Source organism: Comamonas piscis, assembly GCF_014109725.1.
In the GTDB taxonomy this organism is placed as follows: domain Bacteria; phylum Pseudomonadota; class Gammaproteobacteria; order Burkholderiales; family Burkholderiaceae_C; genus Comamonas; species Comamonas piscis.
Map to the genome: position 1 here is coordinate 561,393 of NZ_CP058554.1, position 24,759 is coordinate 586,151.

21 protein-coding genes are annotated in these 24,759 nt (G+C 62.7%); 13 read left to right on the top strand and 8 right to left on the bottom strand.

Annotation, left to right across the window (positions count from 1 at the left end; all coding sequences use genetic code 11):
- Positions 1 to 36: 36 nt before the first annotated feature.
- Together HS961_RS02600 and HS961_RS02605 are read left to right on the top strand one after the other, a co-directional pair.
- Positions 37 to 1,554, top strand: a complete 1,518-nt coding sequence (locus tag HS961_RS02600; RefSeq protein ID WP_182326241.1) for a CoA-acylating methylmalonate-semialdehyde dehydrogenase — start codon at positions 37 to 39, stop codon at positions 1,552 to 1,554.
- A 95-nt stretch (positions 1,555 to 1,649) separates the two neighbouring features.
- Positions 1,650 to 2,579 (top strand): IclR family transcriptional regulator, encoded by a 930-nt coding sequence (locus HS961_RS02605; protein WP_182326242.1) that lies wholly within the window; start codon positions 1,650 to 1,652, stop codon positions 2,577 to 2,579.
- Between the two features lie 83 nt (positions 2,580 to 2,662).
- Here the strand turns inward: HS961_RS02605 and HS961_RS02610 are convergent, their stop codons facing one another.
- Positions 2,663 to 3,916 (bottom strand): Zn-dependent hydrolase, encoded by a 1,254-nt coding sequence (locus tag HS961_RS02610; RefSeq protein WP_182326243.1) that lies wholly within the window; start codon positions 3,914 to 3,916, stop codon positions 2,663 to 2,665.
- 163 nt (positions 3,917 to 4,079) lie between these two features.
- On the opposite strand from HS961_RS02610, the gene HS961_RS02615 reads away from it, so the two are divergent.
- From HS961_RS02615 to HS961_RS02640, 6 genes are all read left to right on the top strand, one after another.
- Positions 4,080 to 5,750: an ABC transporter substrate-binding protein gene (locus tag HS961_RS02615; RefSeq protein WP_182326244.1), complete on the top strand. Its 1,671-nt coding sequence runs from the start codon at positions 4,080 to 4,082 to the stop codon at positions 5,748 to 5,750.
- Positions 5,751 to 5,875: 125 nt separating this feature from the next.
- Positions 5,876 to 6,826, top strand: coding sequence for an ABC transporter permease (locus HS961_RS02620; protein ID WP_182326245.1), 951 nt, complete (start codon positions 5,876 to 5,878; stop codon positions 6,824 to 6,826).
- Between the two features lie 27 nt (positions 6,827 to 6,853).
- Positions 6,854 to 7,756, top strand: a complete 903-nt coding sequence (locus HS961_RS02625) for an ABC transporter permease (protein WP_182326246.1) — start codon at positions 6,854 to 6,856, stop codon at positions 7,754 to 7,756.
- Positions 7,757 to 7,759: 3 nt separating this feature from the next.
- Entirely contained in the window at positions 7,760 to 8,809 is a 1,050-nt protein-coding gene (locus HS961_RS02630) for an ABC transporter ATP-binding protein (protein WP_182326247.1), read from the top strand.
- 15 nt (positions 8,810 to 8,824) lie between these two features.
- Positions 8,825 to 9,841: an ABC transporter ATP-binding protein gene (locus tag HS961_RS02635; protein ID WP_182326248.1), complete on the top strand. Its 1,017-nt coding sequence runs from the start codon at positions 8,825 to 8,827 to the stop codon at positions 9,839 to 9,841.
- A gap of 46 nt (positions 9,842 to 9,887) precedes the next feature.
- Positions 9,888 to 11,075: an amidase gene (locus HS961_RS02640; RefSeq protein WP_182326249.1), complete on the top strand. Its 1,188-nt coding sequence runs from the start codon at positions 9,888 to 9,890 to the stop codon at positions 11,073 to 11,075.
- A 3-nt stretch (positions 11,076 to 11,078) separates the two neighbouring features.
- On the opposite strand, the gene HS961_RS02645 is transcribed toward HS961_RS02640, so the two are convergent.
- The 3 genes from HS961_RS02645 to HS961_RS02655 all read right to left on the bottom strand — a co-directional run bounded on the left by HS961_RS02645 (position 11,079) and on the right by HS961_RS02655 (position 12,774).
- Entirely contained in the window at positions 11,079 to 11,612 is a 534-nt protein-coding gene (locus tag HS961_RS02645; protein WP_182326250.1) for an ureidoglycolate lyase, read from the bottom strand.
- Positions 11,613 to 11,671: 59 nt separating this feature from the next.
- Positions 11,672 to 12,043, bottom strand: a complete 372-nt coding sequence (locus HS961_RS02650) for a hypothetical protein (RefSeq protein ID WP_182326251.1) — start codon at positions 12,041 to 12,043, stop codon at positions 11,672 to 11,674.
- Positions 12,044 to 12,141: 98 nt separating this feature from the next.
- Positions 12,142 to 12,774, bottom strand: coding sequence for a hypothetical protein (locus HS961_RS02655; protein WP_182326252.1), 633 nt, complete (start codon positions 12,772 to 12,774; stop codon positions 12,142 to 12,144).
- A gap of 321 nt (positions 12,775 to 13,095) precedes the next feature.
- On the opposite strand from HS961_RS02655, the gene HS961_RS02660 reads away from it, so the two are divergent.
- From HS961_RS02660 to HS961_RS02670, 3 genes are all read left to right on the top strand, one after another.
- Positions 13,096 to 15,408 (top strand): NADP-dependent malic enzyme, encoded by a 2,313-nt coding sequence (locus HS961_RS02660; protein WP_182326253.1) that lies wholly within the window; start codon positions 13,096 to 13,098, stop codon positions 15,406 to 15,408.
- Positions 15,409 to 15,573: 165 nt separating this feature from the next.
- Complete coding sequence (locus HS961_RS02665) at positions 15,574 to 15,984, top strand: ribonuclease domain-containing protein (protein WP_182326254.1); 411 nt, start codon at positions 15,574 to 15,576, stop codon at positions 15,982 to 15,984.
- 135 nt (positions 15,985 to 16,119) lie between these two features.
- Positions 16,120 to 16,545, top strand: a complete 426-nt coding sequence (locus HS961_RS02670) for a barstar family protein (protein WP_182326255.1) — start codon at positions 16,120 to 16,122, stop codon at positions 16,543 to 16,545.
- 66 nt (positions 16,546 to 16,611) lie between these two features.
- Here the strand turns inward: HS961_RS02670 and rsmA are convergent, their stop codons facing one another.
- From rsmA to HS961_RS02685, 3 genes are all read right to left on the bottom strand, one after another.
- The gene (gene rsmA, locus HS961_RS02675; protein ID WP_182326256.1) at positions 16,612 to 17,388 is read right to left on the bottom strand and encodes a 16S rRNA (adenine(1518)-N(6)/adenine(1519)-N(6))-dimethyltransferase RsmA; all 777 of its coding nucleotides are present in this window, start codon (positions 17,386 to 17,388) and stop codon (positions 16,612 to 16,614) included.
- 127 nt (positions 17,389 to 17,515) lie between these two features.
- Positions 17,516 to 18,898: a peptidylprolyl isomerase gene (locus HS961_RS02680; RefSeq protein ID WP_182326257.1), complete on the bottom strand. Its 1,383-nt coding sequence runs from the start codon at positions 18,896 to 18,898 to the stop codon at positions 17,516 to 17,518.
- Between the two features lie 14 nt (positions 18,899 to 18,912).
- Complete coding sequence (locus HS961_RS02685; protein ID WP_412101648.1) at positions 18,913 to 21,222, bottom strand: LPS-assembly protein LptD; 2,310 nt, start codon at positions 21,220 to 21,222, stop codon at positions 18,913 to 18,915.
- Between the two features lie 279 nt (positions 21,223 to 21,501).
- Here HS961_RS02685 and HS961_RS02690 point away from each other — a divergent pair, with 279 nt between their 5' ends.
- Together HS961_RS02690 and HS961_RS02695 are read left to right on the top strand one after the other, a co-directional pair.
- Positions 21,502 to 22,647, top strand: a complete 1,146-nt coding sequence (locus HS961_RS02690) for an aminoglycoside phosphotransferase family protein (RefSeq protein WP_182326258.1) — start codon at positions 21,502 to 21,504, stop codon at positions 22,645 to 22,647.
- Positions 22,648 to 22,702: 55 nt separating this feature from the next.
- Positions 22,703 to 23,437, top strand: coding sequence for a 16S rRNA (uracil(1498)-N(3))-methyltransferase (locus HS961_RS02695; protein WP_182326259.1), 735 nt, complete (start codon positions 22,703 to 22,705; stop codon positions 23,435 to 23,437).
- Positions 23,438 to 24,432: 995 nt separating this feature from the next.
- Here HS961_RS02695 and HS961_RS02700 read toward each other — a convergent pair.
- Positions 24,433 to 24,759, bottom strand: coding sequence for a hypothetical protein (locus HS961_RS02700; RefSeq protein WP_182326260.1), 327 nt, complete (start codon positions 24,757 to 24,759; stop codon positions 24,433 to 24,435).

Below are 24,759 nucleotides of genomic sequence, written 5' to 3' on the forward strand. Positions count from 1 at the left end.
GGTGCTGTTTTTGAATTGAACCCAAGAGAGACTGACATGAACCACGACAAGAACGTGACCGCCACCGTAGGCCATCTGATCGACGGCAAGATCGTGCACGATGGCGGCCGCACGCAGCCGGTGTTCAACCCGGCAACGGGCCAATCGACGGTGAGCGTGGAGCTGGCCAGCAAGGCGACGGTGGAGGCAGCGATTGCCTCTGGCGAAAAGGCCTTCCCCGCCTGGCGCAATACGCCGCCGCTCAAGCGTGCGCGCATCATGGGCCAGATCAAAGTGCTGCTGGAGCAGAACGCCGACAAGATCGCCGCGATGATCACCGCCGAGCACGGCAAGGTGCTGGCCGATGCGCATGGCGAGCTGCAACGCGGTATCGAGAACGTCGAGTTCGCCAGCTACGCGCCCGAGCTGCTCAAGGGTGAGCACAGCCGCAATGTGGGCCCCAATATCGACAGCTGGAGCGAGTTCCAGGCGCTGGGGGTGACGGCGGGCATCACGCCCTTCAACTTCCCCGCGATGGTGCCTTTGTGGATGTGGCCCATGGCCGTGGCCTGTGGCAATACTTTTGTGCTCAAGCCTTCCGAGCGCGACCCGACCAGCGCGCTGTTCATTGCCCAGCTGGCGCAAGAAGCCGGCCTGCCACCGGGCGTGCTCAACGTCGTCAATGGCGACAAGGAAGCGGTCGATACCCTGCTGCATGACCCACGCGTCAAGGCAGTGAGCTTTGTTGGATCGACCCCGATTGCCGAGTACATCTACGGCGAAGGCTGCAAGAACGGCAAGCGCGTGCAAGCATTGGGCGGTGCCAAGAACCATGCGGTGGTGATGCCCGATGCCGACATCAGCAATGCGGTGACCGCGATGATGGGCGCCGCCTACGGCAGCTGCGGCGAGCGCTGCATGGCCGTGCCGCTGGTCGTGGCCGTGGGCGACGAGGTGGCCGACCAGATGATTGCCGGCCTGAGCGCCGAGATCGCCAAGATGAAGGTGGGCCCGGGCACTGACAACGGCAACGACATGGGTCCGCTGATCACCAAGCCGCATTTCGAGAAGGTCAAGGCCTATGTGGACAGCGGTGTGGAAGAGGGCGCTAAGCTGCTGATCGACGGCCGCAGCCTGCAGGTGGCCGGCCATGAGGAGGGTTACTTCCTCGGCCCTTGCCTGTTCGACAACGTGCGCCCCGGCATGAAGATCTACCAGGAAGAGATCTTTGGCCCGGTGCTGGGCATTGTGCGCGTCAAGACCTTGCAAGAGGCGATGGACCTGATCAACGCACACGAGTACGGCAACGGCACCTGCATCTTCACCCGCGATGGCGAAGCAGCCCGCTACTTCAGCGACCACATTCTGGTCGGCATGGTCGGCATCAATGTGCCGCTGCCTGTGCCTGTCGCCTACCACTCGTTTGGCGGCTGGAAGCGCAGCCTGTTTGGTGACCTGCACGCCTACGGCCCGGATGCCGTGCGCTTCTACACCAAGCGCAAGACCATCACCCAGCGCTGGCCCAGCGCCGGTGTGCGCGATGGCGCGGTCTTCAGCTTCCCAAGCAGCCGTTAAAACCATGCAGCAGCAGCCCATCCACAGCGATGGGCCCGGCTGCAAGTTGGTGCGTTTCTTGCGAAGCCCAGGGCATTGCCCCCAGCCTTTGCACCATGCGCACCAGCACCGCCCGCTACCGATCTTCGGAACCCGCCGCTTCAGCAGAAGCGGCAGCCCCCAGCACCTCTCCAGGCACGCCACCGGCACACCCACCGGTGGCGGCTTTGTCTGCGCCGGAGCCTGAGGCACCCGCGGCTGAGCCTGCGCCGGAGCCCGCAGCGGACGGCTTGTTCAACCTCTCGCTGGCCAAGGGCCTGCAGGTGCTGCGCGCCTTCAATGCCGCGCACCGCAGCATGACCCTGGCCGAGATTGCGCAGGCTGCCGGCATGACCAAGGCCTCGGCGCAGCGCTCGGTGCATACCTTGCAGGCGCTGGGCTATATCGGCAAGCACCCGAGCACGCGGCGCTTTGTGCTGCTGCCGCGTGTGGTGGAGTTGGGCTTCAACTACCTGGATGCGCATCCGATGATCAGCGCCGCCCACACCTATCTGGCGCAGCTGGCGCGGCAAAGTGGTGAGACGGCAACCTTGTCCGAGCCTGCGGGCACGCACATGGTCTACCTGGCCCAGGTGCTGACGACCCAGCACATCCCGGTGCTGACGCCGGTGGGCACCCAGGTGCCCTTGTATGCCAGCAGCTGCGGCCGCGCCTACCTGAGCCAGTTGCCCGCCGAAGCGGCCCGCGCGTTGCTGCAGCAGGCACCCATGCCGGCACGTACCCGCGCCACCTTGACGACGGTGGATGCCGTCATGGCGCAGTTGGCGCAGTGCCAGCAGACGGGCTATGCCACCAACTGCGAAGAGCTGTTTCTGGGCGACATGGGCATTGCCGCGCCGGTGTTCAATGCGCGTGGCGTGGTGGTGGGCGCCATCCACCTGGCACCGCCCACCAGCCGCTGGAACATGGCCGATGCCCAGCAGGCGCTGGCGCCGCTGGTGATTGAATGCGCGCGGGCGGTGTCGCAGTTGCTGCCGGCGGACTAAAGTGCTTGGTAGCCAGCCGGGGTTGCGTAGGAGCCCGGGGGCTCCACGCGGTGCAAACGGTTTAAATCGCTGCGAAGGCCGTATCAGGCCACCCCCGCATGCGCCAGCATCGCATGCAGCAGCACATTGCAGCCAGCGGCCAGGTGCTCGGATTTGGCGTCCTCGATCTCGTTGTGGCTGATGCCATCCTTGCAGGGCACAAAGATCATCGCAGTCGGCGCCACGCTGTGGACATAGACGGCGTCATGCCCGGCGCCGCTGACAACATCCATGTGGTCGTAGCCCAAGGTCTCGGCCGCGCCGCGCACGCTGGCCACGCAGTCGGGGTGGAAGATGCAGGGTGCAAAACGCACCACCTGCGTGATCTCTACCTGGCATTGGCATTGCGCGGCCAACTGCGCAAACTCCGCGCGCATGGCGGCGTCCATGGCATCCAGCCCGGTCTGCGACAGGTTGCGAAAATCTACGCTGAACTTGACCTGGCCCGGGATCACATTGCGCGAGTTGGGCAGCACCTGCAGATGGCCGACGGTGCCGCGCCCGTGCGGCGCCTGCTCCAGCGCAATGCGGTTGACGGCATCGACCATGCGAGCAGCGGCCAGCATCGCATCATGGCGCAGGTCCATCGGCGTGGGGCCGGCATGGGCGTCCATGCCGGTTACGGTCACGTCATACCACTGCTGGCCCAGCGCGCCGCTGACGATGCCGATGGGCTTGTCATAGGCTTCCAGCACGGGGCCTTGTTCGATATGCGCTTCAAAGTAAGCGGCAAAGGCGCCACCGGGCACATCGCCACAGGCCACATCGCCCAGGTAGCCGATGCGGGCCAGCTCGTCGCCCACGGTGATGCCTGCACCATCTTGTTGCGAGCGGATGTGGTCTGCACCAAAAATTCCCGCAAATGCACCAGAGCCCATCATCACTGGCGTGAAGCGCGTGCCTTCCTCGTTCATCCAGAAGGCCACTTCCAGTGGCGCAACGGTCTGGATGCCATGGCTGTTGAGCGTGCGCACCACCTCCAGCCCGGCGAGCACGCCGTAGTTGCCATCGAACTTACCGCCCGTGGGCTGGGTATCGATATGGCTTCCGGTGGCCACGGCGCGTGCCTGCGGATCGGTGCCGGGGCGGCGGCCAAACACATTGCCTACTTCATCCACGCGCACCTGCAGGCCTGCGTCGCGGAACCATTGCACGACCTGGTCGCGGCCGGCCTTGTCCTCATCGGTCAAGGCGATGCGGCAGACGCCACCTTTGGGCGTAGCCCCTATCTGGGCCAGGGCCATCAGCGATTGCCAGAGGCGGTTTTCATCAATGCGCAGGCTGTCTATTTGGGTCATGCGGGTACTCCTTGGGTTGGGGCGAACGATGCGCAGAGCGTTCGCATAAAGCATGCCAAAAATATCGATGAATCAATCACTTGTATCGATTATCGATAGCTGTGATGTGGCACGCAGCTTGCTTTGCAGTTGTCATCCCCCCACTCCTTGGAAAGGTCCTGTAATGCAAGCGTCTTCCGGTTTCTCCGTCTCCCGCCCCGCGCTCAAAAGCCTGGCTCTGGCTGTCACCCTGGCGCTGGGCGCTGGTGCTGCCATGGCCCAGGAAAAAGTGCTGCGCATTGCGATGACTGCGGGCGATATCCCGCGCACCTCGGGCCAGCCGGACCAGGGTTTTGAGGGCAACCGTTTTACCGGTATTCCGATGTACGACGCACTGACCCAGTGGGACCTGAGCAAGGCCGACAAGCCCACTGAGCTGGTGCCGGGCCTGGCGCCGTCCTGGGAGGTGGATGCCAAGGACAAGACCAAGTGGCTGTTCAAGCTGCGCCCCGGTGTCAAGTTCCACGACGGTAGCGCGTTTACGGCCGATGCCGTGGTCTGGAACGTGAACAAGGTGCTGGACAAGGAGGCCGAGCAGTTTGACCCGGCCCAGGTAGGGGTGACCGCATCGCGCATGCCTACGCTCAAGTCCGCCAAAAAGATCGATGACCTGACCGTCGAGCTGACCACCACCGAGCCCGATTCCTTCTTGCCGATCAACCTGACCAATCTGTTCATGGCATCGCCCGCGCACTGGGCTAAGAAGCTGGCTGCGGTGCCGGCCTCCGTCAGCGGTAAGGCCGAGCGCAGCAAGGCCGCCTGGACGGCGTTTGCCGCCGACCCATCGGGTACCGGCCCCTTCAAGGGCGCACGCCTGGTGCCGCGCGAGCGCTTCGAGATGGTGAAGAACGCCAGCTACTGGGACCCCAAGCGCACGCCGACCATCGACAAGGTGGTGCTGCTGCCGCTGCCCGAAGCCAACTCGCGCACCGCTGCGCTGATGAGCGGCCAGGTGGACTGGATTGAGGCACCGGCGCCTGATGCGATGGACGCCATCAAGGCGCGCGGCTTCAAGGTCTATTCCAACCTGCAGCCCCACATCTGGCCATGGCAGTTCTCCTTTGTCGAGGGCTCGCCCTGGTTGGACAAGCGCGTGCGCCACGCCGCCAACCTGTGTGTGGACCGCGCCAGCATGAAGCAGCTGTTGAATGGCCAGATGGAGCCGGCCACCGGCATCTTTGAGCCCGGCCACCCTTGGCGCGGCAGCCCCAGCTTCCAGATCAAGTACGACGTGAAGGCCGCGCAGGCGCTGATGACGCAGGCGGGCTTCAGCGCCAGCAAGCCGATCAAGGTGAAGATCCAGACCTCGGCCTCGGGCTCGGGCCAGATGCAGCCTTTGCCGATGAACGAGTTCATCCAGCAGAACCTCAAGGAATGCTTCTTTGATGTCGAGTTCGATGTGGTGGAGTGGAACACGCTGTTCTCCGGCTGGCGCCTGGGCGCCAAGGACCCGGGTGCCAACAAGGCCAGCGCCACCAATGTGACGGCAGCCACGATGGACCCGTTCTTTGCGATGGTGCGCTTTGTCAGCACCAAGTCCTTCCCGCCGCTGTCCAACAACTGGGGCTTCTACAGCAACAAGACGGTGGATGCGGTGGTGGACAAGGCCCGCACCACCTTTGATGCCAAGGAGCGCGACAAGGCACTGGCCGAGCTGCACACCCTGGTGGTCGATGAGTCGCCGTTTCTGTTTGTTGCCCACGATGTGGGCCCACGCGCCATGTCGGCCAAGGTGGGCAATGTGGTGCAGCCGCAAAGCTGGTTCATCGATATCGCGACGATGACGATGAAGTAAGCCGGTCACCGCGGCGTGCGGACGGCGCCCAGACGCCGCTGCACGCCGGCTGCATGCTTCTGCGCATGCCTCGCCAGTGCGACCCCGCATGGTCCGCTTCTCCCCCCACGAACCTTTGATCCGCCATGCTTGCCTACCTGTTCAGACGCATTGTCTACACCCTGCCCATCATGCTGGGCGTGGCCCTGCTGTGCTTTGCCCTGGTGCATATCGCCCCGGGTGACCCCTTGGTGTCGGTCTTGCCCGCCGATGCATCGGCCGAGCTGCAGGCGCAGATGCGCGAGCTGTATGGCTTTAACCGCCCTTTGCCCGAGCAGTTTTTGCGCTGGGTATGGCGCGCGCTGCAGGGTGATCTGGGCCAGTCGATTGCCACCAGCCGGCCGGTGACGACCGAGGTGATGACGGCCGTGGTCAACACCTTGCGCCTGGCCGTGGTGGCCACCTTGATCGGCTTTGTGCTGGGCAGTTTGTTTGGTTTTGTGGCGGGGTATTTTCGCAACTCCTGGGTGGACCGCAGCTGCTCCATGCTGTCGATGCTGGGCGTCAGCGTGCCGCACTATTGGCTGGGCATGGTGATGGTCATCATCTTCTCGTCGCAGCTGATGTGGCTGCCCGCCACCGGCGCGGGGCCGGGCGGCTCGGGCGACTGGGCCTGGGACTGGGCGCATGTGCAGTTCATGATCCTGCCGGCCATCACCATGTCGGTGATCCCCATGGGCATCATCGCGCGCACCGTGCGGGCGCTGGTGGCTGAGTTGCTGGACCAGGAGTTCATCCTCGGCCTCAAGGCCAAGGGCCTGGGACATCTGGGCATCTTCCGCCATGTGCTGAAGAATGCGGCGCCTACGGCGCTGGCGGTGATGGGCCTGCAGCTGGGCTACCTGCTGGGCGGCTCCATCCTGATCGAGACCGTGTTCTCCTGGCCGGGCACCGGCTTTTTGCTGAACCAGGCCATCTTCCAGCGCGACCTGCCACTGCTGCAGGGCTCCATCCTGGTGCTGGCCGTGTTCTTTGTGCTGCTCAACCTCATCATCGATGTGGTGCAGACCCTGCTTGATCCCCGCATCGCCCGCTGACCGCAGACCCCCGGAGGTTCCGTCCCCATGACCAGTCTTTCCCTTCCCGATGCAGCAGCGGCCCAGGTGCAGCCGCTGCCGGCCCAGCGCTCACGCGGCTATTGGTCCTCGGTGCTGCAGCGCCTGCTGCATGATCCGGTGGCGATGGCCGCGGCCGCGGTCATCCTGCTGCTGATTGCGGTGGCGGTGTTCGCGCCCTGGATCACGCCCGCCGATCCCTACCTGGCCTCGATCCTCAAACGCCTCAAGCCGATTGGCACGGCGGGCCTGCCGCTGGGCAGCGATGAGCTGGGCCGCGACATGCTCTCGCGGCTGATGATGGGCGCGCGGCTGTCGCTGTTCATGGGCATCACGCCGGTGCTGCTGGCCTTTGTCATCGGCACGGGCATCGGCATCGTGGCCGGCTATGCCGGTGGCCGCACCAACACGGTGATCATGCGCACCATCGATGTGTTCTATGCCTTCCCCTCGGTGCTGCTGGCCATTGCGCTGTCGGGTGCGCTGGGCGCGGGCATCTTCAACTCGCTGGTGTCGCTGACGATTGTCTTCATCCCGCAGATCGCCCGCGTGGCCGAGAGCGTGACGGCCCAGGCCCGCAACCGCGACTATGTGGAGGCGGCGCGCGCCACCGGCGCCAACGCCTTCACCATCGTGCGGGTGCATGTGCTGGGCAATGTGCTGGGCCCCATCTTTGTCTACGCCACCAGCCTGATTGCGGTGTCGATGATCCTGGCCTCGGGCCTGTCGTTTCTGGGCCTGGGCGTGAAGCCGCCCGAGCCCGAGTGGGGCCTGATGCTGAACACCTTGCGCACGGCGATCTACACCCAGCCCTGGGTGGCGGCCTTGCCGGGGCTGATGATCTTCATCACCTCCATCTCCTTCAATCTGCTCTCCGATGGCCTGCGCACCGCCATGGACAACAAGGGTTAAGCCATGCTCCAGCATTCTTCTATAGCCCCTGCCGCAGCGCTGGCCGCCGATGTGGGTGGCCCGGCCCAGCCGCTGCTGACAGTGCGCGGTTTGACCAAGCATTTCCCGCTCAAGCAAGGCAAGCTGGTGCGCGCGGTGGATGGCGTGGATTTTGAGGTGCTCAAGGGCGAGACCCTGGGCGTGGTGGGCGAGTCCGGTTGCGGCAAGTCGACTACCGCGCGCCTGTTGATGCACCTGATGGACCCGACCGCCGGCGAGCTGGTGTTCGATGGCCGCACGGTGGGATCGCGCGACCTGAGCCTCAAAGAGTTTCGCCGCCAGGTGCAGATGGTGTTCCAGGACAGCTATGCCTCGCTCAACCCGCGCCTGACGATCGAAGACTCGATCGCCTTTGGCCCGCAGGTGCATGGCGTATCGCGCAAGGAGTCGGTGGCCCGCGCCCACCATTTGATGGACCGGGTGGGCCTGGCGCCTGCCCGCTTTGCCGAGCGCTACCCGCATGAGCTGTCGGGCGGCCAGCGCCAGCGCATCAACATTGCCCGCGCGCTGGCCTTGCAGCCGCGCATGGTGATCCTGGACGAGGCGGTATCGGCGCTCGACAAATCGGTGGAAGCCCAGGTGCTGAACCTGCTGGCCGATCTGAAGCGCGAGTTTGGCCTGACCTATGTCTTCATCAGCCACGACCTGGGTGTGGTGCACTACATCAGCGACCGGGTGATGGTGATGTACCTGGGCCAGGTGGCCGAGATCGGCCCGTCGGATGCGCTGTTTGCCGCACCAGCCCACCCCTACACCAAGGCCTTGTTGTCGTCGGTACCGTCGATGGACCCGAGCAACCGCACCTTGGTAGCACCGCTGGCGGGCGATCCGCCCAACCCCATCAACCCGCCCACGGGCTGCCGCTTTCACCCCCGCTGCCCCCAGGCGGCACGGGTCTGCGCCCAGGCCATGCCGGCCGTCACCACGGTGCAGCTGCACCATGCCGCGCGCTGCCTGGTGCATGAGCCCGGCAGTGGCCACCCCCTGGCTGCCGCTGCTGCGCTGGCCGCCTGAACCAGGAGCAACCCGATGAACACAGCCTCTCCCACCCTGGTGCAGATCCAGGACCTGAATGTGCAGTTTGCCAGCGGCAAGAAAGTGGTCCAGGCCGTCAGCGGCGTGAGCCTGTCGGTCGCCAAGGGCGAAGCGGTGGCGCTGATTGGCGAATCCGGCTCCGGCAAGAGCGTGACCCTGCGCAGCCTGCTGCGCCTGCACCCGGAGCACAAGACCACCATCAAGGGCCAGATCCAGGTCGCAGGCCAGGATGTGCTGGCGCTGCGCGGCGGCGCGCTCAACGACTTCAGGGGCAAGACCTGCGCAATGATTTTTCAGGACCCCTTGCTGGCGCTGGACCCGGTCTACCCGGTGGGCGCGCAGATTGTGGAAGCCATACGCAGGCACGAGCGTGTGAGCAACAGCGAGGCGCAGCAGCGCGCGCTGGCGCTGTTTGAGCGGGTGCGCATTCCCAGCCCCGAGCAGCGCCTCAAGGCCTACCCGCATGAGATGTCCGGCGGTATGCGGCAGCGGGCGATGATTGCGCTGGCCCTGGCCTGCAACCCCCAGGTGCTGCTGGCCGACGAGCCCACCACCGCCCTGGATGCCACCGTGCAGATCCAGATCCTGCTGCTGCTGCGCGAGCTGCAGCGTGAGCTGGGCCTGGGCATTGTGTTTGTGACCCACGACATTGGTGCGGCGGTGGAAGTGGCCGACCGCATTGCGGTGATGTATGCGGGCCGTATTGTGGAAGAGGGCACGGCCGAGCAGCTGATCCGCAGCCCGCGCCACCCCTACACCATGGCCTTGCTGCAAAGCCGCTCGCATGGCGCGATGGAGCGCGGCCAGCCGCTGCAGACCATTGCTGGCGCGCCGCCGGATCTGACCGCCATCCCACCGGGCTGCGCCTTTGCGCCCCGCTGCCACCTCGCCACGGCCGCTTGCCTGCAAGCGGTGCCGGAGCCGGTCACGCTGGCGCCTGGCCATATGGCGCGCTGCGTACACACTGCTACAGCAGCGGCCTATGCACCCCAAATCTTGGCTGCTGCCTAGGCCACTGCGTTTCTACCGTCTTTTTTTGCTCTGGACTGATCTCACCATGCCCTTGCACGACCCTGCCCACGCCTTTGTTCCCTACCCCGATGTGCCTGTGCGCCATGCGGCAACCGGCCCGCTGAGCGGCCTGTATTTTGGGGTGAAGGACCTGTTCGACATTGCCGGCTACCCGACCGGTGGCGGCAACCCGCTGTTGCTGGCCATGTCCGGCATCAAGACGCAGACGGCGCCCACGGTGCAGAAGCTGCTGGATGCAGGCGCGGCGCTGGCCGGCAAGACGGTGACCGATGAGCTGGCCTTTTCGATGAACGGCAACAACGCCCACTTTGGTGCGCCGATCAATGGCAGTGCGCCCGAGCGTATTACCGGCGGTTCGTCATCGGGCTCGGCCTCGGCGGTGTCCAGCCGGCTCTGCGATTTTGCGCTGGGCACGGACACGGGCGGCTCGGTGCGCGCGCCTGCCAGCCACTGCGGCCTGTATGGCATACGGCCCACCCATGGCCGGGTGAGCCTGGAATCGGCGCTGGCGCTGTGCCACAGCTTTGACACCTGCGGCTGGTTGGCCCGCGATGCCCATACCTTTGCCCGCGTGGCCGATGTGCTGCTGACGCCGGATGCCACGCCGCTGCCTGCGCGCCCACGCCTGCTGATGCCCAGCGATGTCTGGGGCCTGGTGGACAGTGCCGTGCGCCCGGCCTGGGATGGCGCGCTGCAGCAGATCACGCAGCTGCTGGGCAGCGCGCAGGATTGCGAGGCCGTCCTCGATTCCTTCGATGCGATGTACTGGAGCTTTCGCTATATCCAGGGCCGCGAGGCCTGGATGACCGATGGCGCCTTTATCAGCCGCTATGCGCCGGTGCTGGGCCCGGGCGTGAAGGAGCGCTTTGACTGGTCGAGCAAGGTGACGGATGCGCAGATGCAGGAGGCCGAGCAGTTCCGCGCGCGCTTCCGCCAGCATCTCGCCGATCTGCTGGGCAGCGATGGCGTGCTGGTGATGCCGAGCATGCCGGATATTGCGCCGCTGCGGACGGCCGACGAGGCATCGCTGGAGGCCTACCGCAACCAGGCGGTGCAGATGCTGTGTCTGGCGGGGTTGGCGGGCTTTCCGCAGATCTCGCTGCCGCTGGCGAGCCGCGATGGCGCGCCATTGGGTATATCGCTACTGGGGCCGGCAGGCAGCGACCGCAGCTTGATTGCGATTGCGCAGCAGCTGGCGGCGGCTGCTGCTTAAGTCTTAGACCAGGTCAGCGGGCAGGCTGACCTGCAGCGGCTCGCTGATCGCTTCGCAGCGGCAGTCCAACGCACCTGCGCGCCGCTCGATCACGGCAAAATCCCCGCCCTCGACGGCCAGCAAGGCATGGTGCCAGGTGCCTGGCGCCAGCACGATGCCCTGGCGGCCATCGGTCACAAAGGCCTGCAGATCCTGAGCTTGGGGAGCCGGGCCAGCAGAGGCCACCACCACGACAAAGCGCTGCGTGCCCAGTGGCACAAAGCTCTGGCTGCCCAGTGCATGGCATTCCACCTCGGTCACGGCCAGCGGAAACTGACGCGCCTGCGCACGGAACAGCGCCAGCATCGGCCAGCCGCCTTGCGCGGTGAGCTGCAGATCGAGCATCAGGTCATAGCGCAGCGCATTGCCCTGGTTGATGGACTGGCTGGGCAGGCTGGGGTCGGCCAGGCCGATGACGGTGCCAAAGGCCGAGAAATTGTGCGCCGTCAGAGGGCGGGCCTCCAGGATCAGCGCGGGGGTATGCAGAGGGTGGGTCATGGCCAGCTAGCTAGCAAGGACGGTGCCTGATCGGTCAGCCGAAGACCGTCCGACAAGCGTTAAGGCTTGCCGTCCGCTTCGTGCTGCGCGCCCTTGCTGTCGGTAATCACAGCGCCCATGCCTGCAGAGGGGTTCACGCTGCCGCCTTCGGGCGTCGTGCCGCCATTGGAGGGCTTGGGGTCATCGGCAGAGGCCAGTGGCACCGCCGGGGGCAGCGGATCGTGTTTGTCCGCCTTGGCGTGGGGCAGAACTGAGTGCGTGTCGATGATGGGTGCGTTGAACAACGGCTTGTCGGGCAGGGGCTGGCGCGATGCCGCTACTGTGCCGGATATGGGCTTCATCGGGCCGGGGCGTTCGTCACAGGCGCTGAGCAGGCTGGCGGTGGCAACGACGGCTGCCAGTGCGGCAAGTCGGGTTGGAATGGCTGGCATGGGCTTCCCCTGGGTTGGTGGTGTCAATCCGCTGATTGTCGCCGCTGTGGCTGCGGCCAGGTGTCAGCCAATAACGGAAACCGCCAAGCCCCGTCGGCTTAGCGCTCGCCCAGCAGGGCCAGATAGGCATTGCGCGTCTCGGGCGACACGCTCTGGATGACCTGCTCGTACGTGGTCTGGTTGCGCAATTGCATGCGCGCCGAGGCCACGGCCTTGGATTTGCAGTACCAGTGGCAGGTGTGCTGCATCAGATACATCTCCGCCAGCAAGGTGAAGGCGCGCTCTTTGGGGCTGCGGCCCGCAGTGTTGGCGACCACGCGGGCAATGCCATCGGCATGCACGCGGATGGCAGTGCGCAGGTCAAAGGACTTGCCGCTGCCCAGCAGTTTCTCGATCAGGTGCGCGAATGGGAAGTAAAACGCCTGGGTGCTGATCTTGAAGCTGGCGCCATTGGCCGGCTCGGGCGCCTTGGCCAGCGTGTCGGCAAAGCTGCTGAACTGGCTGGCCAGGCTGTTTTCCACCGTGGTCTGCAGTTCCCAGATTTGCTGCTGGCGGCTGGCGTCTTTCTCATCGAGCGCCCGCATGTAGCTGCTGACCAGGCGCTCCATCAGCTTTTCGATGTCGTAATTACGCAAATACTGGGCCAACAAGGCGATCCGCTGCTTTTGGGCCTTGGCGCGCAGCACAAAGCTCACGCCCAAGATGAGAACGACCAGAAGCATTAAATCCATGACAAATGAGGCCTTGCAGAGCCTATATAGCGCAAACGTTAGCCATTGTAGACCTTCGGTTTCGGCACCGGTGGGGTGCTTTGTGCGATCTATGCACCAACTGCAAAAAGTCATAAATCTTTTTCATAGTTCTAGTCGGTGACTGGAATACTTGATTTTTAGCCTGCGCCTAGAATGGAGAGTCCCTTGTATACGATCCACAGGCTTTGGCCGTCGGAAAATCGTTTTGGGCCCTTGGACACACTGTTGAGACATGCATGCAGATGGCAGCATGTTCCAGATGTTTTTCGTAGTGAATGCTGCGTGATGCCGGAGACCGCCATGACTGATAAGAATTCCACCCCCGTCACTTTGGACAAACGCGCACTGCTGCGCCAGTCTGCCCTGGAGTACCACCAGTTCCCCCGCCCCGGCAAGGTAGCGATTGCGGCCACCAAGCCCATGGCCAACCAGCATGATCTGGCGCTGGCGTACTCGCCTGGCGTGGCGGCGCCTTGCGAAGAGATCGTCAAGGACCCAGCTGCTGCCTTCAAGTACACCAGCCGTGGCAACCTGGTGGGCGTGATCTCCAACGGCACGGCGGTGCTGGGCCTGGGCGATATCGGCGCGCTGGCCTCCAAGCCGGTGATGGAGGGCAAGGGCGTTCTGTTCAAGAAATTTGCCGGCGTTGATGTGTTTGACATCGAAATCGACGAAAAAGACCCCCAGAAGCTGGTGGAAGTGATCGCGGCGCTGGAGCCAACCTTTGGCGCCATCAACCTTGAAGACATCAAGGCGCCAGAGTGCTTCTATGTAGAGCGTGAGCTGCGCAAGCGCATGAAGATCCCCGTCTTCCACGACGACCAGCACGGCACGGCCATTACCGTGGCTGCGGCCATGGTGAACGCGCTCAAGGTCGCCAACAAGCGCATGGATGAAGTGAAGCTGGTCGCATCGGGTGCCGGTGCTGCGTCACTGGCCTGCCTGAACCTGCTGCTGGAAATCGGCCTGAAGCGCGAGAATGTCACGGTGACCGACATCGTCGGCGTGGTCTACAAGGGCCGTACCGAGCTGATGGACGAAGATAAGGCGCTTTTCGCGCAAGAAACCGACAAGCGCACCTTGTCCCAGGTGATTGATGGCGCTGATGTGTTCCTGGGCCTGTCGGCGGGCGGTGTGCTCAAGCCTGACATGGTGCAGCGCATGGCAGCACGCCCCATCATTTTCGCGCTGGCCAACCCCAATCCCGAGATCGCTCCCGAAGATGCCAAGGCGGTGCGCGACGACATCATCATGGCGACTGGCCGTTCGGACTACCCGAACCAGGTCAACAACGTGCTGTGCTTCCCCTATATCTTCCGGGGGGCGCTGGACTGCGGCGCGACGACGATCACCACCGAGATGGAAATCGCTGCCGTGCATGCGATTGCCGACCTGGCGCAGGCTGAGCAGACCGAAGAGGTGGCGAATGCCTATGTGGGGCAGGACCTGTCCTTTGGCCCCGAGTACCTGATTCCCAAGCCCTTTGACCCGCGCCTGATGATGAAGATCGCGCCAGCGGTGGCCAAGGCGGCGGCGGAATGCGGTGTGGCCGAGCGCCCGATCGAAGACATGGATGCCTACAGCGAGCATCTGCAGACCTTTGTCTATGCGTCGGGCACGGCGATGAAGCCAATCTTTATGGCGGCCAAGCGGGCGGCGAAGAAGCGCATTGCCTATGCCGAGGGCGAGGAAGAGCGCATTCTGCGTGCCGCGCAGATTGTGGTGGACGAGCGCATTGCACGCCCCACCTTGATTGGCCGCCCGGCCATCATTGCCCAGCGCATCGAGAAGTTTGGCCTGCGCCTGAAGGAAGGCACAGACTACGACGTGGTGAACGTCGAGCATGACGAGCGCTACCGCGATTTCTGGCAGTCCTACCACCGCATGGCCGAGCGCAAGGGCGTGACGGTGCCGATCGCCAAGATCGAAATGCGCCGCCGCCTGACCCTGATTGGCTGCATGCTGCTGCACAAGGGCGAGGTCGATGGCCTCATCTGCGGCACCTGGAACAACACCGCCATCCACCTGCACTACATCGACCAGGTGATTGGCAAGCGCGCCGGCACCGCTACCTACGCCTGCATGAACGGCCTGTTGCTGCCCGAGCGCCAGGTGTTTCTGGTCGATACGCATGTGAACTACGACCCAACCGCCGAGCAATTGGCCGAGATCACCATCATGGCGGCCGAGGAGATGATGCGCTTTGGCATCAAGCCCAAGGCCGCGCTGCTGTCGCACTCGAACTTTGGCTCCAGCAACCAGCCCAGCGCCGTCAAGATGCGCCAGACCTTGGAGCTGCTGCGCATCCAGGCCCCTTGGCTGGAAGTGGATGGCGAAATGCACGGCGATGTGGCGTTGGACCAAAAGCAACGCGCCAGCATCATGCCCGAGAGCCCGCTGGTGGGTAATGCCAACCTGCTGGTGCTGCCTAATATTGATGCGGCCAATATCAGCTACAACCTGCTCAAAACCGCTGCGGGCGGCAATATCGCCATTGGCCCGATCCTGTTGGGCGCCGCCCAACCGGTGCATATTTTGACCCCTAGCGCCACGGTGCGCCGCATTGTCAATATGACGGCGGTTGCGGTCGCGGATGCGAATTTTGCACGATGATGATCGTATTTGTAGCTAAGTGGCCTGCATAAAGCCGCAGTTGCTACTGTAAAATACCAAGAAGCCTGCTCAAATTTTGGGCAGGCTTCTTGCATTTTGGGGCCCAATCCGTCACACTGACCGGCTGAACTTGCGGAAGATCCCTGGTTCTGAAAGGTGTTGTTGATGCTGAACGCATGGGGTTTTATCGCCCGGTCGTCTGTGAAGGCTGCTGTGGTGGCTGCGGTCATCGCTGTGTCGCCGCCGGTTGTGCAGGCGCGTGGCAGTGGGCCTTCCGCCTTCGATGGGCCGGTGGTGTCGCTGGCAGATTTGCCAGCCCAAGGCCGAAAAACCTATGCACTCATTCTCGATGGCGGCCCTTTTCCTTATGACAAGGACGGTTCGGTATTTGGCAACCGGGAACGCATTCTGCCCAGGCAGCAGCGCGGTTACTACCGGGAATACACCGTCAAAACACCCGGTTCCCGCGATCGCGGGGCACGTCGCATTATTTGTGGTGGCCAGGTCGCCACAATGCCCGATACTTGCTACTACACCCAGGATCACTACAGCAGCTTTCGGCGTATTGTGAATTAGCCAGTCAGATTCCTCCTATGTCGCTTTTCCGCAAGAGATGTCTTGCGCAGAGTGATGTGCTAAGTCAACAATGCCCAATGAGCCCCAGGGATGGGGCGTGGTTTTTAAAAAATGCTAATGGAAAGAGCAACGGAGATGGACAATCCACTTCGTCAGGTACAAGATACATCGCTGCGATTCGTGCGTCCGAACATCGTGCAGGCCATCCGCGCCTACCGGTTGGAAGACCTGCGCACCGCAGCCCAGAACCTGGGGCAGCATTTTTTGTACGCCAACCTGGCCCACGCCTTGTCCAAGGCCGATGTGCTGGAGCTGATCGGCATGCAGTTTTACTTCCCATCGCACTACGGCAAGAACTTCGATGCGCTGTTTGACTGCCTGACTGACCCTTTGCACAAAAGCGGCCCACAACCTGGCTTTGTGGTGGTGCTGGACCAGATCCCCACCGCAATGAAGTTTGACCGCGAGGCGCGCGAGCAGTTGCTGGATGTGTTCCGCGATGCGGCCGAGTACTGGGCCGAGCGCAAGGTGCCGTTTCGCTGCTTCTACTCTTTCCTCTGATCCGTTTTCCATGCAAAAACGCCCGGTGAGTACCGGGCGTTTTGCTTTGTGCGGCGGGCGCTTGGCTCAGGCGGCCTTGGGTGCCGATACGCTGGCAGCCAGCGCCTCGTACTCGGCCACCGGCACTTCTTCGGCGCGGCGCTGCGCATCAAAGTCGCCGTTGAAGCCCTTCTCATCCAACCATTTGCCCAAGGTGTTGCGCAAGATCTTGCGGCGCTGGCTGAAGGCGACGCGCACCAGCTCTTCGAGCAGCTTGGCATCGAGTTGCGCGGGCTGTTCGCGCGGGACCATGCGCACCACGGCGCTGTCCACCTTCGGCGGCGGGTCAAAGCTCTCGGGGGGCACAAACAGCACATTCTCCATCGCATAGCGCCACTGCAGCATGACGGTGAGGCGCCCGTAATCGGACGTCGCCGGCTTGGCCACCATGCGGTCGATCACTTCTTTTTGCAGCATGAAGTGCTGGTCTTCCACCACATCGACCTGTTCGAGCAGGTGGAACAAGATGGGGCTGGAGATGTTGTAGGGCAGGTTGCCGGCCACGCGCAGTTTGGCGACACCCAGGCGCTGGGCGAGGGCGCGGAAATCCACCTTCAGCACATCGGACTCGACCACGTCGAGCTGCGGATGCGTGCGTAGGCGCACGGCCAGGTCGCGGTCCAGCTCGATGACGCTGAGCTTGCCAACGCGTTCAACCAGTGGCTGGGTGAGCGCCATCAGGCCGGGACCGATCTCGACCACCGTCTGGCCGGGCAGCGGGTGGATGGCGTCGACAATCGCGTCGATGACGGCGCGGTCGGTCAGAAAGTTTTGGCCAAAGCGCTTGCGGGGAATGTGTTTCATGCAATGACAAAGCGGTGCGAAAGCACCGCTCTAAGAGTTGGAGTCCCTGGGCCGGATGATGACACTGCCGCATCGCCAAAGCGCTGGGCAGGGTCATGCTGCCAAGGCAGCGGCCAGCACCGGGAGATTACAGAGGTGGATCGCGGTATTCCACGTAGGCGCGGGCACGGGCTTCTTGCGCCCAGGTGCTGAAAGCTTGCTCCAGCTTGTTCTCGCGCACGATGGAGCGCACCATGTCGCGCTGCTCACGCTGGTTGAGCTTGGCTTCGCGGCGCTCCAGCAGCTGGATCAGGTGGATACCGAAGCGGCTGGCAATCGGCTGGCTGATCTCGCCAGGCTGCAGCGCGTTGAGTGCTTCTTCAAATTCGGGCACAAACTTGCGTGGGCTCGCCCAACCCAGGTCGCCGCCTTCCTTGGCGCTGCCGTCTTCCGAGTAGCGCTTGGCCAGGTCGTCAAACGTGTCTTGCTGGGCCATCACGCGGCGGCGGTAGTCTTCCAGGCGCTCGACGGCCTGGGCTTCGCTCAGCTGGGCGCTGGGGCGCAGCAGAATGTGGCGCGCATGGCTTTGGGTGACGATGGCGGGAACCTCGCCGCTGCTCTTCTCCAGTACCTTCAGGATGTGGAAGCCGGCAGGCGAGCGCACGGGGCCGGCAATGCTGCCCACGGCGGTGGATTGGGTGGCCTTGACGAACAGCTCGGGGTAGCGGTCTGCTGGGCGCATGCCCATGGCACCACCGCCCTTGCCGTCGGGCACGTCGGAGAACTCGGCCACAGCCGCGTTGAAGTCTTCGCCGGCGCGGATCTTGTCTGCCGCCTGCTGGGCCTTGGCCTGCAGCTGCTTGACCTGGTCTTCGCTGGCGTTTTCCGGCACGGTGACCAGGATGTGGCCCAGGTTGAGCTGGGTGACCGAATTGGCCATGCCGGCCTTGGCCTTTTGCTCGCGCAGGTACTGGTCGATATCGAGGTCGCTGACGCGCACCTTGGAGTCGACTTCCGCCTCGCGCAGCTTCTGGATCACCAGCTGCTTTTTCAGATCAGCGCGGAACTGGGTCTCCGGGATGCCTTCGCGCACCAGACGGGCGCGCAGCTCGGTCATGGTCATGCTGTTTTGGCGCGCCACCGATTCTTCGGCCTGTTGCACGGCAAAGTTGTCGACCTGGAGGTTGCGCTCGGCAGCCATCTGCAGCTGGATCTTCTGGCCGATCAGCATCTCCAGCGCCTGGCGGCGCAGTGCTTCGGCCGGCATGTTGCTGGCTTCGGCCTGGGCGCGCAGGCGCTCGACCTGTTGCTGCACCTCGACATTGGTGACGGGCTCGGAATTGACCACCGCGACGATGAAGTCCGCAGAGCGGGGGCCAGCCGGCACGGCGCTGGCTGCAGGTGCAGCGGCAGGGGCGCGCATGCCAGCGCGGGCGTTGTCGTTGCTAGCCTTGAAGCCTTGTGCCGCGCTGGCGCCGGCCAACAAGGCCAGGCCGCAGGCCAGGCTCAAAGAGAGGATGCGTTGTGTCATGGTCAGGGAATGCTTCAATCGTAATTGCTGAAACGGCTGGGCACCGCAGCGCCGTTGGCATTGGACAGGGACTGGTAGCCGGGCACGTTTTCGCGCATGCTGGCCAGCGGATCCGCGCCCAGGGTGAGTTTGGTCAGACCGGTGAATTCCATCTGGAACAGCAGCTTGGTGTTGGACTGCACCAGCGAGTTCTGCAAGCGCTGGAGCACGATACGGCTGCTCCAGCAGCAGCCGGCGTATTCCACACCCACCACAGAGTCCACCAGTTTCTTGTCGCGCATGCTGTAGTTCAGGCGGCCCACAGTGTACCAGCGGCCCTCTCCCTTGGCTTTTTTGCCGCCGGAGCCAAAGATTTCGTCGACCGGCCATTGCCAGCCCAGGTCCATCTGTTCGCTGTTCTGTGCCTGGTAGCGGTAGGCCAGCGCCAGGGTTTTGTAATCGCCGGGCTTGTAGCGCGCCTGCATGGTGGAGCGCACCGAGCGACCGCTGTCCGGGTTGAACTGCACCGTGGTGTCAAAGCCCCACTTGGGCGTCCAGTTGATGCCTGCGCCCAGCATGATGTCCGACCAGCGTTCGTTGACCGGGTTGGCACCGGGCATGACCACTTGCTGGTCCGAGAAGCGCAGGCGCTGGGCGATGCCAAAGCGCGCCGCCTCGGTGCCGGTGTCGGCATCGAGGAAGCGCGTGGTGGCGCCCACGGTCAGCATGTTGTTGTCGGCAATGCGGTCATAGCCGCTGAACGAGTTCGAGCTGAAGATGGTCGCAAAGCTGAAGTCATAGGGCGCCGTGTCATACACGGGCACCATGCCCTGGTCGCGGTAAGGCGTGTAGGTGTAGAAGGCGCGCGGCTCCAGCGTCTGGATCAGGTTGCGGCCAAACAGGCGCGTGTTGCGCTCGAAGGTCAGGCCGCTGTCCAGGCTGACGGTGGGCACGGTGATGCTGGCGCTGTTGACGCTGGACAGCCCCGAGTTGTCAAAGTTGTAGTGCCGGGTATTGAGCATCAGCTTGGGCGTGATGAAGCCCTGCGGCGCAATGAAGGGGCGGCTCAGCTCGGCCTGGATATAGCCCCGGTCGGCATTGGGTTGGTTGAGCAGGGTGGTATCGGCCCGAAAGCGCGTGGCATCGGCCTCGATCGAGGCCTCAAGGCCCAGAGGCAGGTCTTGCGGCGTATAGCGGTACTGCAGCTGGGGCATGCGGTCGTACGGCGGCACGATGGGCGAGAGCGGGTCTTGCAGTGTCTGCCACTGCTGGGCGCGCAGCAGCAGGCTGTGGTCGTCGCGCGACCAGCTGGCCGAGGCCTCGCTGTTGAGCAGACGCTCGTTGAGCTTGTAGCTGTTGCCTTGGAAGTCGCGCCAGTAATCCGAGTCGCTCACGCGCTTGGCATTGATGTTCAGCCCCAGGCCGCCGATGGGGGAATCGATGCTGCCGTTGTGCTGCCACAGCCAGGACCAGCGGTCGCGGTCGCGCAGGCGGTCGCCCGGCATGTACAGACCTGCCAGGGTGCCGCGGTAGCTGGGCTCCAGGTAGCGGAACTCGCCGCCCAGCGCCAGGCCGCGCTTGACCATGGCCGTCGGCGTGATGGTGGCATCGCGGTTGGGCGCAATGTTCCAGTAGTAAGGCTGGGCGTAGGTAAAGCCGCTGTCGCTGTCGAGCGACATGGTGGGCGGCAGCAGGCCCGATTTGCGCTTTTCCGACAGCGGAAAGCTCATCTTGGGGATGGGGATGATCGGCACGCCCTTGAATTCGAGCACGCCGTTTTCGGCCACGCCCACTTCTTCCAGGTTGTCGATGCTGATTTTTTCAGCACGGATGATCCAGTCCGGCTGCCAGCTGGCCTCGTCATTGCGCTGGCAGGTGGTGTAGGTGCCTTCATGGATCACCGAGCGCTCCCGGTCGATGAAATCCACCCGCGACGCGACACCATAGCCGTTGTTGGGCAGCAAGCGGTAGTTCGCGTCCTTGAAATAGCCTTCGTTCGAATCGAGCTGCATCTGCAGCTCGCTACCGTCAAACACACTGCCCGCGCGGTTGATGTGCACATTGCCTTCGGCGTACGCCGTGTTGCTGGGCTCGTAGAAGCGCAGGCGGTCGGCGCGGATCATGGTGTCGGCGCGGCGCAGGCTGGCATTGCCGGTGACGGTGGTCATGTCCGCCGTCTGGCCCGTCAGGTCGTCGCCTTCGATGAACACCGGCATCTTGCCGCGCTGGTCCGAGCTCAGGCTCTCTTGCAGACGGGTGCTGGAGCGCAGCACCAGGCCAGCTTCATCGCTCTCAGCGGGCGTTTGGGCCAGCACGAGGGCGGGCGAGGCCCAGAGCATGGCCATGCAAAGCCGGGCAATGGTGGTGGGCGAAAAGCGGGGTGGAGTACGGGACAAGGTGCGGGGCGATGTGTTGGTGGTTGCATGCGCACGCAGCCCTGCGGCGGCGCCAGCAGGGCGGGGCGAGGCTGGCGCCACATCGGTGAAAGCGTGAATATCCATGGGAAATAGCCACTGGCCTGTGCATCTGCGGTGCATACCTGCACACGGATCTGGATCTGGGGCCCAGCCGGACGGCGGGGCTTTGTAGAATCTGCATTATCCATGAGCCACTCTATTTCCCCCATGTCTGACCCTATTGCTGCATCTTCTGTAGCACCCCAGCCTGACAGCACCGCGCAATCTTTACAGGGCGTTACCCCTGTAGTGTGGGCCGACGCGGACCGCGCCGCCCAGTTTGCCCAGTGGCTGGCCGCCACATCGGCCAGCCATGGACTGCTGCCCGAGACCTTGCGCCTGGCCTCGGCCGATGCCAGTTTTCGCCGTTACTTGCGGGTGGATGACCAGCAGGGTGGCACCCGCATCATCATGGATGCGCCGCCAGACAAGGAAAACAGCGAACCCTTTGTGAAGGTGCAGGCGCTGCTGGCCCAAGCCGGGCTGAATGCGCCGGAGGTACAGGCCTGGGATGCTCCCCATGGTTTCATGCTGCTGTCCGATCTGGGCACGCAGACCGTGATCGAAAAGCTCCAGCCGCCCGATTCCCAGGCCGCTTACCAGTGGTACATGCAGGCTGTGGATATCTTGGTGGACTGGCAAAAGGCCTCGCGCGAAGGCGTGCTGCCGGTGTATGACGAGGCCATCCTGCGCCGCGAGCTGCAGCTCTTCCCCGATTGGTACATCGCCCAGCACCGCCAGGTGGTGCTCAACGACAAGCAGCAAGCCGTGCTCAAAAACGCGTTTGATGCGATCGTGGCGCAGAACCTGTCGGTGCCGCGCGTGTTTGTGCACCGCGACTTCATGATGCGCAACCTGATGGTGCCCGCCCGCGAAGGCGCGCCGCTGGGTGTGCTCGATTTCCAGGATGCCCTCTACGGCCCTATCACCTATGACATTGCCAGCTTGATGCGCGATGCCTTCATCACCTGGGAAGAGGATTTTGTCGTAGACATCACCATTCGTTACTGGGACAAGGCGCGCAAGGCCGGCCTGCTGGGCGCCGACAGCCCCTCGGGCTTTGGCGCCGACTTTGGCGATTTCTACCGCGCGGTGGAATGGATGGGCATCCAGCGCCATCTGAAGGTGGCCGGCATTTTTGCCCGCCTGACCCTGCGCGACGGCAAGCCCCGCTACCTGGCTGATGCGCCGCGCTTTCTGCACTACATCCGCTCTACGGCATCGCGCTACCGCGAGCTGGTGCCGCTGATGCGCCTGATCCACGAGGTGGAGGGCATTGAAGAGCAAGGCGGCTGGATGGTGGGCCGGGGATAGCCCGCGCTCTGCAACACACCCAGCCTGTCACTGCCATCCATCTGCACCAAGCACCATGCCCCGTTTTTATTGCCCCGTTGAGCTGCGCGTAGGCGCCACCCTGGATTTGCCGGCCGAGGCCGCGCGCCATGTGCAGGTGTTCCGCATGCAGCCCGGCGAGCACATCACCCTGTTCAACGGCGAGGCCGGTACACCTGCTGGCGAGTACGACGCCAGCATCGTGCAGATGGGCCGCAGCCATGTGACTGTGCAGATTGAGGGCCACACGGCCATCGAACGCGAAGCCGCGCGTGCCGTACACCTGCTGGCCGGCATTACCGCCGGTGACCGCATGGAATGGCTGGTAGAGAAAGCGACCGAGCTGGGCGTGGCCAGCATCACACCGCTGGAGGCCGAGCGCTCGGTCACCCGCCTCAAAGGCGACCGCGCCACCAAGCGGCAGGAGCGTTGGCAAGCGATTGCCGCCAGCGCCTGCGAGCAATGCGGCCGCAACCAGGTGCCACGCATCCATGCCCCCATGGACCTGGCGCAATGGATCAAGGCCGGCAGCCTGGCCGATGCGCAGCGCCTGGTGCTGTCGCTGGCCGACGGCACGCAGCCGCTGGCCCAGGCGGTGCAGCAAGCGGGCAACCAGCCCCTTGTCTTTCTGTCTGGCCCGGAAGGCGGCCTATCGCCCGCCGAAGAGGCCCTGGCACGCAACAACGGCTTTGCACCCGTCACCCTGGGCCCCCGCGTGCTGCGGGCCGAGACCGCGCCGCTGGCGGCTTTGGGATATTTGGCGGCGCTCTGAGCGCTGGCTCAGTACGGGCTATCACGTTCTGCTGTGCATCACCTTCGTAGCGGATGACGGAGGTGGCACTTGCCTGCACGCTCCAATATCCATGGCAAAAGCTCAGCCCCGTCTCGGTGCAGTGCTGAGTTTCTCTGCCCAGTCCCAGGGTGTTGCGGCGCTATTTGGCAATTGGTGCAGAGCAAATCCGCATTAGTGTTTGAAACTGTGAAATCCCGCGTAGTCTTCACCGTTTAAGAGAACTCATTCCGATGACCTCGCTTCACTGCGTGAAGTTGCTCTCGGACTTTCGCGTTGCAGAAATTTTGCTTTTAATGCTATCTGAATACCAAGGCCGCCATTGGGTAATTAGTCATGCCTATTCATTTTTCGCCTGAAGAAAAGATAAACCTTTATCGCAATAAAATGATATAAAGCTTGAGTGCTCATATATATAGCAAGATGTCTAAGGGATGGATTTGACGCACCCCCGTTGTTTTCAATATAAAAGTATGCAGGGCTAAGAACTATAAGTATATATATTCCAGAATGAATAAATGCAAAGCCCACTTTTAACATGGCGATCGAAATTGCAAATGACACTGTGAAGTAAACAAATAATTTTTTGCTTAACATGATCGATATCAGTGAATATGAGGCTGGGGCGATTTTAACTCTGCAAAATATAAAGCCTGCTGATTTTAGTTCTTATTTAATGATGGAGCTTCTATTCAAAAGATTTTTTAATAATCTGTTGAATAAAGTTATTTGTCGTATTGCATGACCAATTTTGATGCTGATTGGGGTATTTGTCTTCTATGTCATGTATGAGGAAATCAGCAATTGCAATGTTCTGCAGCCAATCAAGGAGAGGGTTAATGTTGACTCGTGGTTAATGAGGAGTTTTCATTAGCTGATGATTTTTTATCTGCTGAGCTTAATATATAAACTGCTTTCGCTAATGCGTGCAGGTTGATGTTCTCGGCACTTGTCTTCGTTTGCGTGTCGGTGATCTATCAATGTAGAGATGCGGTGGGCGTGGCTTCTCGATTTTTGCGACAACCCTCTTCATGCTTCAACCAGTTTTTTCTTTTTTCGGTTCTTATTAATATTAGTTTATTGTTATGAATTACTGCATGAGTCACTTTTACATCGCTTATAGAAGGCTCAAAATAGCGCATTATCTTAAATGATGTTGCATATTTTTTTATTTCCTTTTCTATGTCTGATTTTTCGGCATATGGAGGAAAAATGCAAATATAATCGGTTTCATTTAAATCGATCGTGGAATCCTGAATCAACAAAAGCAATGAAAGAAAAATAACTAGAGAGCTTTTTGTCAT